The sequence below is a fragment of the Xenorhabdus sp. KJ12.1 genome, from assembly GCF_963876495.1.
In the GTDB taxonomy this organism is placed as follows: Bacteria; Pseudomonadota; Gammaproteobacteria; order Enterobacterales; family Enterobacteriaceae; genus Xenorhabdus; species Xenorhabdus stockiae.
On sequence record NZ_CAWNQH010000127.1, the window covers coordinates 65,839 to 82,818 of the forward strand.

Annotated in this window: 12 protein-coding genes and 2 tRNA genes; 5 read left to right on the forward strand and 9 right to left on the reverse strand. The window is 42.1% G+C overall.

All coding sequences use genetic code 11. From position 1 onward, the window contains the following. Positions 1-11 precede the first annotated feature (11 nt). Positions 12-1,220 (reverse strand): MFS transporter, encoded by a 1,209-nt coding sequence (locus tag AACS92_RS20255; protein WP_193756894.1) that lies wholly within the window; start codon positions 1,218-1,220, stop codon positions 12-14. A 601-nt stretch (positions 1,221-1,821) separates the two neighbouring features. Here AACS92_RS20255 and AACS92_RS20260 point away from each other — a divergent pair. Beyond that, the gene (locus AACS92_RS20260) at positions 1,822-2,175 is read left to right on the forward strand and encodes a DUF805 domain-containing protein (protein ID WP_099109340.1); all 354 of its coding nucleotides are present in this window, start codon (positions 1,822-1,824) and stop codon (positions 2,173-2,175) included. A gap of 132 nt (positions 2,176-2,307) precedes the next feature. Here the strand turns inward: AACS92_RS20260 and AACS92_RS20265 are convergent, their stop codons facing one another. From AACS92_RS20265 to rsgA, 4 genes are all read right to left on the reverse strand, one after another. After that, positions 2,308-3,510, reverse strand: a complete 1,203-nt coding sequence (locus AACS92_RS20265; protein ID WP_099109341.1) for an MFS transporter — start codon at positions 3,508-3,510, stop codon at positions 2,308-2,310. 29 nt (positions 3,511-3,539) lie between these two features. After that, on the reverse strand, positions 3,540-6,884 hold the full coding sequence (mscM, locus tag AACS92_RS20270) for a miniconductance mechanosensitive channel MscM (protein WP_099109342.1): 3,345 nt from the start codon (positions 6,882-6,884) through the stop codon (positions 3,540-3,542). Positions 6,885-6,908: 24 nt separating this feature from the next. Then, positions 6,909-7,838 carry an archaetidylserine decarboxylase gene (asd, locus tag AACS92_RS20275; RefSeq protein ID WP_099109343.1) on the reverse strand — a complete coding sequence of 310 codons (930 nt, stop codon included), beginning with the start codon at positions 7,836-7,838 and terminating at the stop codon, positions 6,909-6,911. Positions 7,839-7,953: 115 nt separating this feature from the next. Continuing rightward, positions 7,954-9,024, reverse strand: coding sequence for a small ribosomal subunit biogenesis GTPase RsgA (gene rsgA, locus AACS92_RS20280; protein WP_099109344.1), 1,071 nt, complete (start codon positions 9,022-9,024; stop codon positions 7,954-7,956). A gap of 110 nt (positions 9,025-9,134) precedes the next feature. Here rsgA and orn point away from each other — a divergent pair, with 110 nt between their 5' ends. After that, positions 9,135-9,680 carry an oligoribonuclease gene (orn, locus tag AACS92_RS20285; RefSeq protein ID WP_099109345.1) on the forward strand — a complete coding sequence of 182 codons (546 nt, stop codon included), beginning with the start codon at positions 9,135-9,137 and terminating at the stop codon, positions 9,678-9,680. 93 nt (positions 9,681-9,773) lie between these two features. Here orn and AACS92_RS20290 read toward each other — a convergent pair whose 3' ends face one another. Continuing rightward, positions 9,774-10,049: a type II toxin-antitoxin system YafQ family toxin gene (locus tag AACS92_RS20290; RefSeq protein ID WP_099109346.1), complete on the reverse strand. Its 276-nt coding sequence runs from the start codon at positions 10,047-10,049 to the stop codon at positions 9,774-9,776. A 6-nt stretch (positions 10,050-10,055) separates the two neighbouring features. Continuing rightward, positions 10,056-10,316: a type II toxin-antitoxin system RelB/DinJ family antitoxin gene (locus AACS92_RS20295; RefSeq protein ID WP_099109347.1), complete on the reverse strand. Its 261-nt coding sequence runs from the start codon at positions 10,314-10,316 to the stop codon at positions 10,056-10,058. Between the two features lie 248 nt (positions 10,317-10,564). Between AACS92_RS20295 and AACS92_RS20300 the strand changes: the two genes are divergently transcribed. Continuing rightward, positions 10,565-10,640 (forward strand) — tRNA-Gly (locus tag AACS92_RS20300). A 92-nt stretch (positions 10,641-10,732) separates the two neighbouring features. Here AACS92_RS20300 and AACS92_RS20305 read toward each other — a convergent pair. Further along, positions 10,733-11,950: an MFS transporter gene (locus AACS92_RS20305; protein WP_241537916.1), complete on the reverse strand. Its 1,218-nt coding sequence runs from the start codon at positions 11,948-11,950 to the stop codon at positions 10,733-10,735. Positions 11,951-12,284: 334 nt separating this feature from the next. Here AACS92_RS20305 and AACS92_RS20310 point away from each other — a divergent pair. Beyond that, positions 12,285-12,360: transfer RNA gene (locus AACS92_RS20310), tRNA-Gly, on the forward strand. 420 nt (positions 12,361-12,780) lie between these two features. After that, positions 12,781-13,404, forward strand: coding sequence for a hypothetical protein (locus tag AACS92_RS20315; RefSeq protein WP_099109348.1), 624 nt, complete (start codon positions 12,781-12,783; stop codon positions 13,402-13,404). A 79-nt stretch (positions 13,405-13,483) separates the two neighbouring features. Here AACS92_RS20315 and AACS92_RS20320 read toward each other — a convergent pair whose 3' ends face one another. Next, on the reverse strand, positions 13,484-16,876 hold the full coding sequence (locus tag AACS92_RS20320; RefSeq protein ID WP_099109349.1) for an indolepyruvate ferredoxin oxidoreductase family protein: 3,393 nt from the start codon (positions 16,874-16,876) through the stop codon (positions 13,484-13,486). Positions 16,877-16,980 lie beyond the last annotated feature (104 nt).

Genomic DNA, 16,980 nt, shown 5'->3' on the forward strand with positions numbered 1-16,980 from the left:
AATAACTGCCACTAATATTCCTTTTGATTAATTACAGTCTGATCTAAATATCGCCTGACCAACAACACGACGGGTGCAATAAGGCTGATAGCAAAGACATAATTCCATACTAATTTGTAATCACTAACAAAAATTAGTGGAACAAGCCCTGTTGCAATGATCCTGCCGCACAGTGCGAAAAATTGCCCATATGAAAATGCCCGGCCAATTACCTCAGAATTAACTTCCTGTAGAATAAGGTTGTTACTTGATATCCGTGATGCTGAATTACTGAATCCGAGGAAAAAACCACAAATCAGAATTACTTCAAGAGTTGGAAACAGAGCGATGATACCGAGTGTCACCGTAAAAATGAGCGTGCACACTAACACCAGATTGCGTTGAGGATAATGATTGGATATTTTTCCCATAATAAAACCAACCAGAATCGCACCACAGCCATAGATAATCCCGTAAGTAGCATAAGAACTGATAGGTTGCTGAAGCACACTATTCATAAACGGGGGTTGGATGATATTGATTGTCATGATGCAGATGAAGGGAATTGCACCCATCGACATATAGCAAAATAAGTCAGTTTTTAAAAATGATAAAGGAAGCGTGGATTGTTGAGATTCAGGAGCACTTCCATGATTGATATTTCTGGCGGTATAAGGGATTACTGTTAGCATAATAAAGGAAATAAACGTCATACATGCCAGCAGCATAAAAATATCAATGTTAGTTGAACCCGAAAAGACAACGACTAATAATGCTGCAATGAGTGTCGAAGACTGGGCTTCTATTTCAAGAATGGCATTAATACGATACAGCTCACTGGCCTGAAAAACATCTTTAATAAACCCCTGCCGGGTTGTATAGAAAACCGCGAAATAAATCTGAATGCAGATATAAGCACAGATCAGTGAATATAACTGGTGCGAAAATGTATTGCCTGAGAGAGAAAGAAACAGAAAAAGTATCAGAACCGCAATGGTGATAAACATCAGGATTGATTTTCGGTTGAAATAATCGATTATTTTACCAATAAAAGGCGTCAGGCAAAGTACTAACACAGCAGAAAACATGGCAGTTGTTGCCAGAGCAGAAGGATCACCTGCATTATTGCTGATATACCACGGAATAAGATACATGCCTATTGCAACAGCAATTGAAGAGAAAAGATTTGCTATCAGGAAAAAAGTTATTAGTAACCATGGCCTGCCGGATAAGGTTTTCATATTATCTCGAACGATAAGAATATGTTTGTTATTTAAGCTGAGATAATAGGCTTGTGTTAAATTTATGTAAATGGCGTGGCTGGTGTAAGCGCATTTTTTGCATTTGTGCGATGATTGATAACTGATTAGAGTATTTTTCAGAGGCACCATTCCTTTTTTTGATGATTTAATTAATTATAAGCATGCTATACACAATGGATTTCAAGTTGCGTCGCGGCGGCAAGAGAGTAAATCCCCAGGAGCATAGATAACTATGTGACTGGGGTGAACGAGCGCAGACAACAAAGAGGCAGCTTGAAAGACGAAATGTATAAATAAATATTATTTTATGGTCGGTTAATGCTGCATTAATTAGCTTTTTTTTTCTGATTAATTGGTGGCTAACTTTGATATGAAGCAGATGAATATATATTGAAATCACATTGTATTTTATATTGGGCAGATTTTATTGATTAAATATCTGAGAATTACATGGTTTGTTTAATATTATTCCTTTAAGGGCTATGTGTGGACTTTAAAATATAAGTGAGTATAAAATCTCGCATCCTTTATAGTTTGTCTCCTTTTGTTTTATTAAATTTTCTTTTAAAGAAGTAATATTATGAATTGGTATGTTCAGGTTTTAAAAAATTACGCTGATTTCTCCGGGCGTGCACGTCGTAAAGAATATTGGATGTTTTACTTTTTTAATATGCTGGCATTTTTGGCCGTTTGCATATTAGGTGCAATTCTCGGTGAGACCATCGGATCTATATTAGTTATTCTCTATGCATTAATCACTTTTATTCCGTCACTGGCAGTAACGGTACGTCGCCTGCATGATACTGATCGCTCTGGCTGGTGGTTCTTGCTGATTTTTGTCCCGATTGGCGGTATTGTCGTATTTATCTTTACTCTTCTGGAAGGTACAGAAGGTAGTAATGAATACGGCGCTGACCCGAAGGGACTGCGTTAATATAGTAATATCTCTTTGATCTTTTTTCTTTAGTTTGCCAAAACTATCAAAACGCTGCTTATGATTTTATAACAGCGTTTTCTTATCAATAAAAAATCATCTTATTCTGTCATCGTTGCCTGATTTTCAATTTTACCTTCTTACTCGCAGAAGTAAGTAAACTAATATTCCACTCAATACTATTACCGCCATAATAATAGGGGTTTGTTGGGCGATTCTGGATTCCAGCACAGCACCGAAAGAGATATACCCGACAGGAACGCTAATAAATCGGGTAGAGGTAAACAGGGTCATTATTCTGCCAAACAGATTTTCAGGTACTTTGCGTTGAATCAACGTAATTTCTACTGGCGCAGCAAAACCAATGCCACAGCCGATGGTAAAAAGTTGGGTAAACAAAACATACTGCCCATTGAATAGAGGCAAAGACAGGAGGCATAACCCAAGTAGGCTGTAACCGGAGAGAAGGATCCGGTGGCTGGAAAAGTATTTTCCATAGAGGCCGTACAGCAAAGAGGAAAGAGCAGTACCTATACCAAAGCATGTCATTGAAACCCCAAGGCTGATAACGGAATTAAATTCGGTTTTATTGACGTAAGGCAGGTAAACGGTCAGGAATGGGGTGATAACAAAATTGATTATTGAACTGAGGACGAGAACAGAAAACAGTTCCCTCTCCGATTTAATGTAGTGCAAGGCTTCAAGGAAATAACGATGTGGCAGAGAAGGTGCTTCGGTTATCTGGTTTATATCAGCGGAAAAATGTTTTTTCAGAATAATAATACCAAGGGCAACAACTAAAAAACTGACCGCATCAAAGTATAATGCGTTGATTGTACCAAGCATGGCGATAATGAGTGAGCCAAAAGCAGGGCCAGCAAGATCACAGATATTTTCAATGGTGCTATTTATGCCATTGATTAATTCATTCTCTCTTTTATGCAGTTTTATTTCCTTTGCTAGCATAATATCTTTTGCCAGACGCCCTGGTGCATCCAGAATAGTTGAAAACATTAATAAAATAGCTAGAAGATAAAGGTGAAGAATATCCATTGTATAGAATACAGGGATTAATAACACACTCAGGAAATTAACGAAATCCGATAATACTGAGATCCGAAATGCGCCGTATCTATCAACCAGCTGTGCACTGAAAAAAACAGATAATATTAATGGCAGCATTTTGGCTGACATCACAGCAGCAACCAGTAATGGACTGCCTGATATTTCCAGAATTAACCAAGGAATAGCGATTTCTGTGATGGTGTTTCCCAGAATAGAAACACCATTTAATGCCAGTAAGCCACTTATCTGAACAGGGATGCGCCTTACCATATTTTTGTTCTCTTTTTCCTTAAATTAAATTATAGATCTCCCGGCTTACGTGGAAGATTGCGACCTGATGTGTTGGTTGTAGCACTGCGGATTTCCTGTCCGAAAATATCAACACGAGCCTGAAATGGAGGGAATGGCAGGGTGATATTGTGGTTATGGAATTCCTGCAAAATATACTGATGTACTTCATGACGAGCAGGCATACGATGCCCCATTTCTGCGGCATAAGCTCGCAGTTCATAAATCTGAATTCCCTGTTGCAGGTCAACCAGATAGGCTTCAGGCATCGGATTATCGATAATTAACGGGCATCGTCTTGCTGCGGTCAGTAATATCTCTGTTGCTTTCGCAGATTCTGTCTCTACGGGAACAGGGATCGTCAGGACAATACGGGTGATGGTATCAGACAATGACCAGTTTATAAATTGTTCAGTAATAAATGCTCTATTGGGAACGATGATCTCTTTTCTATCCCAGTCAGTCAGAGTCGTTGCCCGTGTATTAATTTTTGTGATGCTACCGGTCAGCCCGCGAATAGTGACGGTATCGCCAATACGGATTGGTTTTTCGAACAGGATCATCAGCCCGGAAATAATATTGGCAAAAATTTCCTGTAACCCAAAACCAAGTCCAACCCCCATTGCTGCAACTAACCATTGCAGTTTTGACCATTCAATACCCACTAATGAGAAACCGACGATACTGCCGATCAGCGTAATACCGTATTTGGTTAATGTGGTGATGGCGTAGCCTGTACCGGGCGTCAGTTCCAGATGTTGTAACAGTGCCAGTTCCAGTAATGCAGGGAGATTACGGACAAGCTGAGTCGTAATAATAATGACCAGAATGGCAATCAGGATAGAACCCAGAGTGATTGACTGGATAGTATCAATACCGTTGATGCTTGTGGTGACATCCCATAACCGGATATTTTCAAGGAAAGAGAACGCAGAATGTAGTTCTGACCATAACAGGATAAGTGAAACCAGTGCCAGCATCGTCAGGATGGAGCGTACCAGACCTAAAGACTGGGCACTGATTGCATCCAGATCGATAACTGGCTCTTCAACTTCAATCACCCCTTCAACACTGCTGTTAATATTGCTGGAATCTTCTTCACTTTTAGCGCGTTGGGCAAGGATATCAGCCCGACGTTGTTTTGCCCTTTCGAACGCAATTTTACGACGCTGGATTAACATCCATCGACGGGTTATGTGATAGATGACCAGCAGGGAGAACCAGATGGCAACAGAGGTTTCCAATCGTGCCAACAGGGCCTGCGAAGTTTGCAGATAACCCAGTACAGAAGCCAGTGCGGCCAGAATTGGTGCAGAGAGTAATATCCACCATAAAACAGAGTTGATAACATTGTCACCTGACCCATGTTTATCCATGTACAGTGGAATACCTGCCCGTTTCAGGCTGGTTGTGACCAGACTCAGCGAGACGCAGAGCATTAGAAAACATAATCTGCCGAGAGTTGCACCAAACTCACGATCACTGTAATTGTTAAAGGTAATTAGCGCCATCATCAATGGCACAATCAGGAAAATTGATACCCGATAAAAGCGCATTGCCCGTTTTACACGTTCTTCCGGCCAGCGGAAATGAGCAATAAACAGACCATTCGGATGGGCAAACGCTGCGCTGAGCATGAAAATCCATAGGATAGGTGTTGTTTCGCTGACCCCATTACCGATAGCGGTTGCCATTGGGTACTGCCAGGCATTTTTCAGGCCGTAGCCAATCGCTGACCAGAGCATTGGCAGAGGTAAAGCCGCAACAACAGACCAGAACACTGTCCTTATGGTCAGGGAGAAGTGATCTTGTGTCACCTTGCCGATACGGTTACTGGAACGTTCAAGGAAAGCGTGATACTGGCGGTGTGAACTGATACTGAATATCACCAGCAACAACGTACCCAGCAGATACAGCAAGGTATCCTGCGTTGTCAGCATCACGTGGATTGCAATGCCTAATTGGGAAATTGTATCCAGAGAGAGTAATCGGGTTAAATCCCGTACAACCAACAAAGGGTAATTCAGTGAAATGGGATCGACATCTGCTACCCAGAACAGATAGCGGTGCGTGGCATCCTTAACTTCTTTCAATGCCTCATTTAACTGATTGGTAGAGACTTTGAGTTTTGTTAATTCCAATATTTCGCTGTCATAACCGGAGAGCAGAGAATTCAGTAACTCTTTCCTGGTACGGATAAGGGAATCATAAACCTGTTTTTGAGTTGCTGTCAGGTTGTTATTTGTAATAGGAGTATGTTCGCTTTCCTGCTGAGAGTGTTCCAACATTTCTTCATATTTTAGCCTTTCAACCCGTAATTCAACTATATTTCGGTCGAGCTGCTGAGATTTAGGGACATCAGGGATGCGGGTTAACTGTGCCCTTAACGCAGCGCCTAATGTTGTTGAATCACCCAGCCATTGCGCCTGTTCGCGGATAGTATTAAGGGTTTGGCGTACCCGCAGAATATCATCAGCAGCTTTGCGTTGCTGAGAGCCAATGGAATCCATGCGTTGAGTCTGCTGGTTGAGCATTTGTGAAAGGTGACGGTTTTGCTGAAGTTCATCCAGCAGAAATTGAGGTAGTTTTCCACCATTCTTTTCCGCCAGCATTTCAGTATGCTCAAGAGCTGATTCGGCTTTTTGCTGCCGCTGGGCGTTTAACTGGCTACGAAGTTGCTGGAGCTGAATATCTAGGTTTTGATAGCGTTTTTTAAATAATTCTGCTCGTAAGCGGGCAATCTCCTGCCGATTATTGGCAGAAAGTTGTGCCATCTCCAGTTCACTGGTCACAGTTTTGCGGGCATTCACTTCTGCTTGAGTAAGTGTTAACTGGGCGTCATCCAGTCCCGGGGAAGGTGGGTTTAATGACTGAAGTCGGGAAGTTGCCTCAGCTAACAAACGCCTAGCTTCTGTTTGCTGTTGAGGCATGAGACTTACGGATTCACTAATTTCCCGGATTTTATCCTGTTCTTGTTGTAATTGCCGACCCTGTTCCAGTAATTGACTGTTGAGCTGGATAATCTGTTGTTCCAGACTGCTGATGGTCTGATTCGCCGGAATAGCAGGGGGTGGTTCACTGGCGGCCAGTATTTTCTGACGTAATTCTTTGATTAATTTTGGGAAGTCATCAACTGACTGTTGATACTTTGCAATCCGTTCCTTGGAGGCATTTGTCTCATTAACCCAATTGATAGCCCCTTGCAGTGCTTGCGCAATTTCAGCCTCCTGCGGATTTTTACTGCCTTCAACCTGTTTCAGCTCCTGTTTAAGCTGGCTTTCATCCAGCTGTGTTGTGGAGGCGAAAGCCAGATTCGTAATAAGCAGGCTAAGAAATAAACTGATAATCAGGCGCACGATAAGGGGCTCCTTGGTAATAAATTAACTGGCGCTATTTTGACTCACGGAAACATCGTCAGTTGTGTGCTCAGTATGTTCTTCATCGTTTGAGATAGTCTGTGCCAGCAGGCCACCCATCAGGGTTTGTGAGCCACTGTATAAGTTATTAGCAAACTGAATCTGATTAGGGGCAAACAGGTTGATGACGGTTGAACCCAGTTTGAAACGGCCCATTTCTTCTCCTTTCTTGAGAGAAACAGCCCCTTCTTCACCTTCTGCCGGATAGACCCAGCGTTTGATAATACCTTCGCGTGGCGGGGTGACACAGCCACTCCAGACAGTCTCTATACTACCCACAATTGTGGCACCAACCAGAATTTGTGCCATTGGGCCAAAAGCGGTATCAAACATACAGATAACACGTTCATTACGTGCAAACAAATTTGGTACATTCGCGGCAGTCAGCGGGTTGACTGAAAACAGATCGCCGGGAACATAAATCATCTCTTTCAATACGCCGTCACATGGCATATGAACACGGTGATAATCTTTCGGTGATAAGTAAATCGTCACAAACTGGCCATTACGGAATTGTTCAGCAAGTTGGTGCTGGCCGGCCAACAGCGCTTCTACCGTATAGTAGTGGCCTTTAGCCTGAATAATTTGCTCTTCCCGGATGGCACCCAGTTGGCTGATGGCTCCATCTGCGGGCAGTGCCAACAGGTGAGCTTCATTGACGACGGGACGAATGTCCTCTTTTAATGGTCGGACAAAGAATTCGTTAAAGGTTGAATAAGCCTGAAAAGATGGATTTTGGGCTTCATTCATATCAACTTTATAAACTTTGGCAAAAGCTTTAATGACAAGCTGTGTCAACCAGCCTGCTTTTTTATTGGCGAACCAGCCTGCTAAGTGAGTAATACATTGCTTTGGCAGTAAATATTGTAGTCTGATTTTAATATTATCCAGCACGTCAACCTCTTGAAGTGTTTTATAGGCCAATGTCTTATAGGAAAATTGGGCAAAAGTCCGCTATTCTACCTGCCCTTATCTTGAATGTCAGGGCAACGCATTGCTTATTATTGCCCTATTTTTGACCTTCAGTGAAATTTTTGCGTGGTTTAACCTGAGTCATGCTTTCCAGGATCCGGTGGTAGTTTTCAAAGCGTTCTTCTGCAATAGCGCCTTGCTCCAGTGCATCGCGTAAAGCACAGCCGGGATCATCAAGATGTTTGCAATCGCGGAATTTACAGTTGCCAAGGTAATCACGAAATTCAATAAACCCTTGAACCACCTGTTCTGGTGTCAAATGCCATAAGCCGAATTCCCGGACGCCGGGAGAATCAATGACATCTCCTCCCTGTGGAAAATGGTAGAGGCGTGCTGTTGTTGTCGTATGCTGACCAAGGCCGGAGTTATCTGAGACCTCATTAACCAAAATGGCTTCTTCATTGTCCGGAAGCAGGGTGTTCAGCAGGCTGGATTTCCCGACCCCTGATTGACCTGCGAATATACTGATTTTATCAGCCAGTAATTGGATCAGTTCAGGAATGCTTTCTCCGGTATGGCTGGAAACTTCCAGTACCCGATATCCGATGTGACGGTAAATATCCATGACACCGTTAACCCACTCGCGGCTTTCGTCGTCCAGAAGGTCGATTTTATTAAGCACTATCAAGGGTTCAATATTGAGTGTTTCACATGCGACCAGATAGCGATCGATAATATTCAGTGAAAGTTCAGGCAGGATAGCGGAAACAATCACGATTTGGTTGATATTAGCGGCAATGGGTTTGATACCATCATAATAATCAGGGCGGGTAAGCACGGAAGTTCGTTCATGAACGGCTTCGACGATCCCATTGACTTTAACATCTGACTGGAGCTGTAAGGCAGGACGCCATACGACACGATCACCGGTAACCAGTGAACGAATTGTCCTGCGGATATTACAGCGTTGTATAGAGGCGTCAGCGGCCTCAATATCTGCATGTTGCCCGAATCGGCTGATAACCAGCCCTTCTTGTGGCTCACCAAACTGGCTGTCGTCCAGTTCTGGTTTTTGGGCGTCATTCCTGCTGAGCGGCTGTTTTAGCCTGCGCTGGTGATTGGCCTGCACACGGCGTTGCTGCCCTTTGGAGAGTTTACTTTTAGCCACCGAACCTCACTTATTTCATCTATCTTGCTGGTTATCGCTGTGGGTGATCAAAAACGCTATGATACACCTCTGATACAGATTACCTGTTTTAAAGGAACCTAGGATATATCATGTCAAAAAGTGAGAACAATCTTATCTGGATAGATTTAGAGATGACGGGTCTGGATCCCGAGCGCGATCGCATAATTGAAATTGCAACTATCGTGACTGATTCAGAGCTGAATATTCTTGCAGAAGGACCGGTTATTGCGGTACACCAGCCAGCTGAGCAGCTGGCCCTGATGGATGAGTGGAACGTCAGGACTCACACTGGCAGTGGTTTGGTGGAGCGCGTAAAACAGAGTTCGTTTAGTGAGGCTGAAGCTGAAAAAGCGACGATTGCGTTTCTGGAACAGTGGGTTCCGGCAGGAAAATCCCCTATCTGCGGTAACAGCATTGGTCAGGATCGTCGTTTCCTGTTCCGTTATATGCCTGAACTGGAAAAATATTTTCACTATCGCTATCTGGATGTCAGCACACTTAAGGAATTGGCTCGTCGCTGGAAGCCAGAAATGCTGGCTGGTTTAAGCAAGAAAAATACTCATCAGGCATTGGATGATATCCGGGAGTCAATTGCGGAACTGGTTTACTACCGCGAACATTTTATTCAGAAATAAATGGCGGTATTTTAGTGACATGAGTGGATTAAGTGGGTCTGAAACCCCACTTAATCAACATCAACGTTTATCGTTACTTGCGCTGCTAGCAATTTAAAATAGATCTGAGTGTGTTCCTGTCCGTTCAAATCGGAGAAAGTCACTGGTTATTTTGTAGATGAGGATCCAATCCGGTTCTATATGAGCGTCTCTATAGCCTTTATAGTTACCATGTAGCGGATGATCTTTGTATACAGTAGGCAATGGCAACTCATTGTTAATCAAGAATTTCATTAGCTCTTTCAGTTTTTCTATGTCTTTATGTCTTTTCTGAGCTAATTTCACATCTTTTTGAAACTGAGTGGAATATTCAATAGCTCTTTGTTTCATGAGTTATCAGATACCCAATTTATCAAAGATATCATCAGCATCTTTTGCTTGGTGCACATCAATGCCTTTTTCACTATTGGCAATGGTTTTAGCTGTTAGCTCATTAGGAATATGCATATCAAATGGTAAAGCTTTTTCTGTTGCGACCTTAGTGAGTGTTATGCGAACTAGATCGGAAACGGTTAACCCCATGCTTGCTAGTACAGCTGCTGCTTCATTTTTCAATTTTTCATCTATGCGAGCGCGAACAAATGCATTTGCGGCCATATTTAAACCTCCTTTGGTTAATAAGTATACTGTAGCTCATTTGAGCTACGCGAGCAAATATGGATATGTATCAATCAAAGTAAGATATCCATATCTGAATCACTAAACAGATTTCTCGTTCGATAACTGACCAGTTAAAAAGAAAGTCCGATTTTTTTCGTCTTGGTACTTGCCAGCAGATGAATTATTTGTATAATGCGCTCCCCGTACCGATGAATAATTTCGAGAGTACAGCACACCAAAATTAAGCGGGAATAGCTCAGTTGGTAGAGCACAACCTTGCCAAGGTTGGGGTCGCGAGTTCGAGTCTCGTTTCCCGCTCCAAATCTTTTTTCAGACTCAGCCCTAAATTTCTTACCACTCTCCGAATTCTGACAATACTCCTGATACACACTGCTTTTAAATAAATTTTTTGGTCAGGGCAATGTCATTGCTGTTCTGACACTACGCGGTGTAAGCGAAAGTAAAGCAAAAATAGCCAGAATTAAGCCAATCCAAAGTGGTGATATTAATCCATATCCGGCAGCAATACTTAATCCCCCGGCCCATGAGATAAAGGCAGAACCACTATTAATGAAAGAGACATGGACGCTGTTAACCAAAGGGCCTGCATTTGCCACGCGCATAACCCGTGTAATCAGTGCCGGACTCATAGAGACACCTACAATGCCAATGATTAGAAAAGAGAACACACTGATATAGTGGTTTTCCGGGAAAAGCGCGAATATCAGCAGCGATATGGTCAGTATACTGATCCCGATTGTCAGTACCGCAAAGGTGTGTCGATCAGCAAAACGACCGGTGATCGAAGTACCGATGACATTCGCAACGCCGTAAAAACCAAGAACAATAGGAATGATAGCGGGTAATAATCCTGTGATTTCAGTGAGGATAACGGAGATATAACTGAAAGCAGCGTAAGATGCGCCAATAATCAGAGCGCTTGACGCATAAGCTGCCCAGAGTTTCCCATTTCTGAATGAGGCAAGTTGCTCGCTGATACGGATATTGGCAGCATTGTGTGAAAGTGGCAGCATTGCCCATAAAATCAAGGTACAAATAATGGTGAAGATAACGATTAGCCAAAAACTGAAACGCCAGCCAAGATATTGATCGATCATGATTGCGGCGGGAACACCCAGAACATTTGCCAGCATCATACCTGTGAATACAATCGATGAGGCTCTTCCTCTTATTTCTGTTTTAACAACTTCACCACAGATTGCCAAAGCGATGCCAATGCAGGCAGATCCTGCAAAACCGGTAATAACACGGGCGATAGCCATAACATAATAACTTCCGGCACTTGCGGCTATGATCCCTCCAATACTATACAACGTTAATATCCAAAGCAGCGCTTGCTTGTTGGGAATTCGAAGTACACCAAATACTGTTGTCAATATCGGTCCGCCGATGAGCATTCCTACTCCGTAGAGTGAAAGCAGGTAGCCGATATCAGTGACTGTCACGGCAAATGCATCCATTAACGATGGCATCATGCCAACAACCATAAACGCAGAAGTATTCAGGATGAATATCGTCAATCCGAGCAAATAGATGGAGAGGGGTATATCACGATGTTTTTTATCTGATATTTCTGGCGGGGCTTCTGTATTTATTTTCTCTGATGCCATGTTATTCACGGTGGGTTTCCTCAATGTAGCTGTACTTTGCTTTTTCGGTATGAAAGCTTGTCTTTGATAAAGAGCAGTGTGGGATACAAATACTAATCATTCAATTTAATAATTGAATATTAGACTAATGTGATGTCAAATTTTAGTCAAGAGGCTATACAATTCATGTCTTTTAGCATGTATTTTGAGCACTTGATGTTTTATGGCATGTAAAATACTTGCCATCTTTATTAAAGAAGTTCATAATGGCGCCCATCTTGATGCCGTTAAAGATAAAATACTAACCTAATCAATGGGTTGAATGATTTTATATTTAAAATAGCGCATTAGCTATGCGGGAATAGCTCAGTTGGTAGAGCACAACCTTGCCAAGGTTGGGGTCGCGAGTTCGAGTCTCGTTTCCCGCTCCAAATTCAGGACGGTAGATTTTAATAATCTGCAAGTCATAGAAAAAAGCGCCGAAAGGCGCTTTTTTTGTTTACACAACCCCACTCTTGTGAACTGTGGCGTATCTGTTTATTCTACAAAATCCTGATTACCTACCGACCTCAGCTCTTGTGATTATCCTGTTTATTCCTGAATATTCTGACAAACAGCTTTTGATTGATTTATTTGATAACGGGTGGTCAAATAGCGCGACGGATATAAATATTTTTCAAATATATGCTGCTCCTTTCGATACTATTAGATACATTACAATCAGTTATATCTAAAAGTATCATTCATATAGTTAAACTTTCTAATTTAAAGCAAAGTGATTACCTATCTAATTTATATCGATTTTTAGAAAATAGATTTGATTGGTATCAGGGAATAAATAAGGAATAATTATGAATGAAATTAATAAAAGTGACAGTTATGAATTCGATAATTATATTTTTAAATTAAAGTCTAATCCCACTGAAGATAATTTAATCATAGAAGAAAAGAAAAATAAGGAAATTATCTTCTCAGGTTCTTTTAATGAAATAGATGATGTTTTGTTACTTGGGAAAAAAATACACATTAAATTAATTGATAAAAATAAACCCGTTGTCATTAAATTTTCTGTTTTTTCTAATAAACTGGAAGTATTTAAAGCATATCAAAAGCTAGAGCGCAGTTTTTATGAGATTAAATTAAGAAAAAAACTTAATGATTCATATGGGAAATACAAGGAAGAAGCAGAGGAAGTGTATAAAAAATACATTAAAGTATGTGGTAGGTTTAAGAAAAGCATGCGAGAAGCCGGGAGTATATATGTCAAGCTGAAAAAGGAAAATGAAGAATTAACTAGCAAACTGAATTCGCTGTTAGACCTGCAAAAGGATGAAAATATTAGCCATAAATCAACTAAAAAAAGTATAAAAACATCAACAGGTAAGAGTTTTAATGGCGTACATTATAGCGATAATTTATTAGAAGATGTTTCAGGGCAAGGTTGTGAAAATTATATTAACAAATTCGGGACTTGATATAATCCATTCCCTGAAAATAATAAAATAGATGGATATCACCGTAGCCAGTGATATCCATCTGTTTTGAATATGTATTTCAATAAATGCTTTCAGTAAGTTCTTTTAACAATATTTTTCTGCGTTCCTGCATGTTTTTTATCGTTTTTTGCTTCACATGCCCAAAACCACGGATTTGATCAGGTAAAACAGCGAGCTTCTGACAGATCTCCATGTTATTGCTATTTAATTTTTCTATGAGTAGATCAATTAATTGTTCGTATTCGGATAATAAATTCCTTTCTTGTTTCCGCTCTTCCTGATAGCCAAAGATATCAAAAATAGTACCGCGTAATGGTTTACAGGCAGCGAGAAAACGAAAAACAGGAATTATCCAGGAGCCATACTCCCGTTTTCCTCTTTCGCCGGTTCTGGGATCTTTACGATTGAAAAACGGTGCACTGAGGTGAAAGCGGATGTTATTTGTCTTATCAAACTGTGAACGGAGTTTATCCAAAAATCCGGTTTTGACGTAAAGGCGGGCAACTTCATACTCGTCTTTATAGGCCATTAGTTTGAATAAGTTTTCTGCGATAGATTTCGCCAGTCCTTCGGCATCAATTTGCTGTGTAATTTGTTGGACTTGAGCAATACGGCTGAGATAACGGAGTGCATATTTTTCATTCTGATACTCAACCAGAAGCTGGTATCGGTGTAAAATCAGGTCATCCAGTGTCCTGATGGTTTGTTTCGGTTCAACATGTAGAGAATTATTCAGGATATCTGGTTGTACAGCCGCAATTCTACCGATATGTAAAGCGCGTCGTGCATTCTCTATGACATGATTTGTTATGCCACTTTTCTGTATGGCCTGCTCGATAGAACGTAGACTGATTGGAATTTTACCAAGCTGCCAAGTGTAGCCGATTAAAACGATATTTGTTTGATTTCTGTCCCCAACCAACTCGGCTGCAATCTGCTCGGCATCAATGGATTGCAATGTCCGGCAATGCTGGCGGAGGGTGTCCTGCATTCTGGTTTGATCTAAACTGAGTGTCGGGTCTCTCAGCATGGCGCCGATTTGCGTCTCATGGGTATTCAGTACACAACTGGTTTTTGATTTTGACATTACTTCCAGTGAGTTTTGCCCTGTGACAGTGACTAAATCAGCCGCAATAGCAAGATCTGCACGCCCCCGATCAATTCTGACCTGATGCAATTGTTCAGCATTCTGACTCAATCGAATATGAGTCATTGCTTCACCTCCTTTTTGAGCGAAGCCTGTAAAATCAAGCAGATTAACAGCATATTTTTCTATTTCGGCAGCAAGGCCAAGCATATGACCAGTAGTAATGATGCCGTTTCCTCCGACCCCCGCTAATAAAATTTCAAAGGGAGTATCTGCCATTTTTATCGTTGGTTCAGGCAGTTTAATCAGCAGGTTGTCAATTTCTTCCTGTGACATTATTGTGCTGGGATCCTGAACTGGATTGGCGTTTTCGATAGTAATAAAACTGGGGCAGAAACCTTTCAGACAGGATAGATCTGAATTACAGACATGGTGATCTATCGCACGTTTAGTTCCCAGAGGTGTTTCAATCGGAACAACAGCAAGACAATTGGATTGAATTTGGCAATCACCACAGCCTTCACAAACGGCTTCATTAATCACTGCTCGCCTTTTTGCCTGTGGGATTAACCCTCTTTTTCTTTTACGACGTAATTCTGTTGCACACATCTGCTCATAGATGATGACTGTTACGCCTTTGATATCCCGTAGGCGTTTCTGTACATCTTCGAGATAATCCGACTGATAAATTTTGACATCGGCAGGGAGGCTATTCTGGCCTTTATATTTATCCGGGTCATCGGTAACGACTACAACTTCTTTCGCCCCTTCAGTCAGTATTAAAGAGGCAATTTGCTGGATCGTTATACTGCCATCAAGTGCCTGTCCGCCTGTCATTGCAACAGCGTCATTAAATAACAGTTTATAGGTGATGTTGCTATCAGCAGCGATGGACTGACGAATGGCTAAATGCCCCGAATGGAAGTAAGTTCCGTCTCCCAGATTTTGAAATACATGGGAGCGATTGATAAAAGCGGAATGGCCTATCCAGTCAACTCCTTCTGACCCCATCGCTGTCAGGCCATAACCAGTACTACGATCCATCCATGCTGCCATTACATGACATCCGATACCGATTTGTGCCTGACTGCCTTCAGGCAGACGGGTTGAAGTGCTGTGGGGGCAGCCAGCGCAGAAATAAGGTGTCCGTTTGGGAAGCGTGATGTCGTGTAATGTTGTTTGGACTGTCCATTCCAGAGGAACAGAAAGAAATAAGTCGAATTTTTTTAGCCAATCTGCCAAAAGAGGGGCAAGCAGGGAAGGGCGTAACTCCATATCCGTAGAGACTAGTTTGTTGCCGAGATGATCGTGTTTTCCAATCAGATTAATTTGTCGTGGTAAATTAATGAGATGCTGCGCGAGATGCAGTTCAACAACAGAGTTTTTTTCTTCAATGACAAAAATATCAGCAACCTGCGATGCCATCTCACTGAGAAGTGGTGATAAAGGATAAACCAGTCGAACATGGAGAAGAGCAACGCCGTTTTTTGCCAGCTCAGCAGGTGTCAGGCCTCCGATGCGTAGCGATTCCAGAACATCATGATGAGCTTTACCAACGGTAACTAATAAGGCTCGCGGATGTTGGCATGGTGTGATGAGCTGGTCTATCGGATTGAGTCTGGCGAAGTCCTGAACAGCTTTCAGTTTATAGACCAGCCGTTGTTCTATCAAAGGGCCGGGAAGGTCCGGCCAGCGCCAGTGTAACCCATTTGGCCCGGGATCTATTTCCGGTATCTTATACTCAGGAAGAGTTTTCTCTCCCCTGATAGCACAGCTTTCCACGACTTCACTGATTGCTTTGAATCCAATCCATGTCCCGCTGACACGGGAGGCTGCCCAGCCCCATAATCCCACATCATGGTAGTCAGACACTGAAGCGGGATGTAAGACCGGCATACCCCATGATATCAGCGAGAGATCAGATTGGTGTGACATAGAAGAAGATACGCATCCGTGATCATCGCCCAAAATAACCAGTACTCCACCATTGGGTGAAGTACCATAGGCATTGCCATGCTTGAGCGTATCTCCGGCGCGATCAACCCCCGGCCCTTTGCCGTACCACATACTAAAAACACCGGTAACATTGCGGTCGGGGTCAGATTCAACTTTTTGAGTCCCATAAATCGCAGTAGCTGCAAGATCTTCATTGATTGCGGGGTGAAAACGTATATTGGCCTCAGCCAGTTTTTTCCCGTTTTGCCATAATGCCTGATCCAAGCGGGCTAATGGTGAACCCCGATACCCTGAAACAAATCCTGCTGTATTGAGATTATGGCTTTTATCCAGCTCTGCCTGAGCGAGAAGAAGATCGACAAGCGCGTCATTGCCAGTAACAAATTTAGGTGGAGAGTATAGAGTCATATAATTCGGCCTTTACTTAAGAGCATTACCGTTTGAGATACGACTAAAAATGGATCTAATCTATTTCCAGCAAATTATTCCGACAAGTACAAATCTTATTAGAG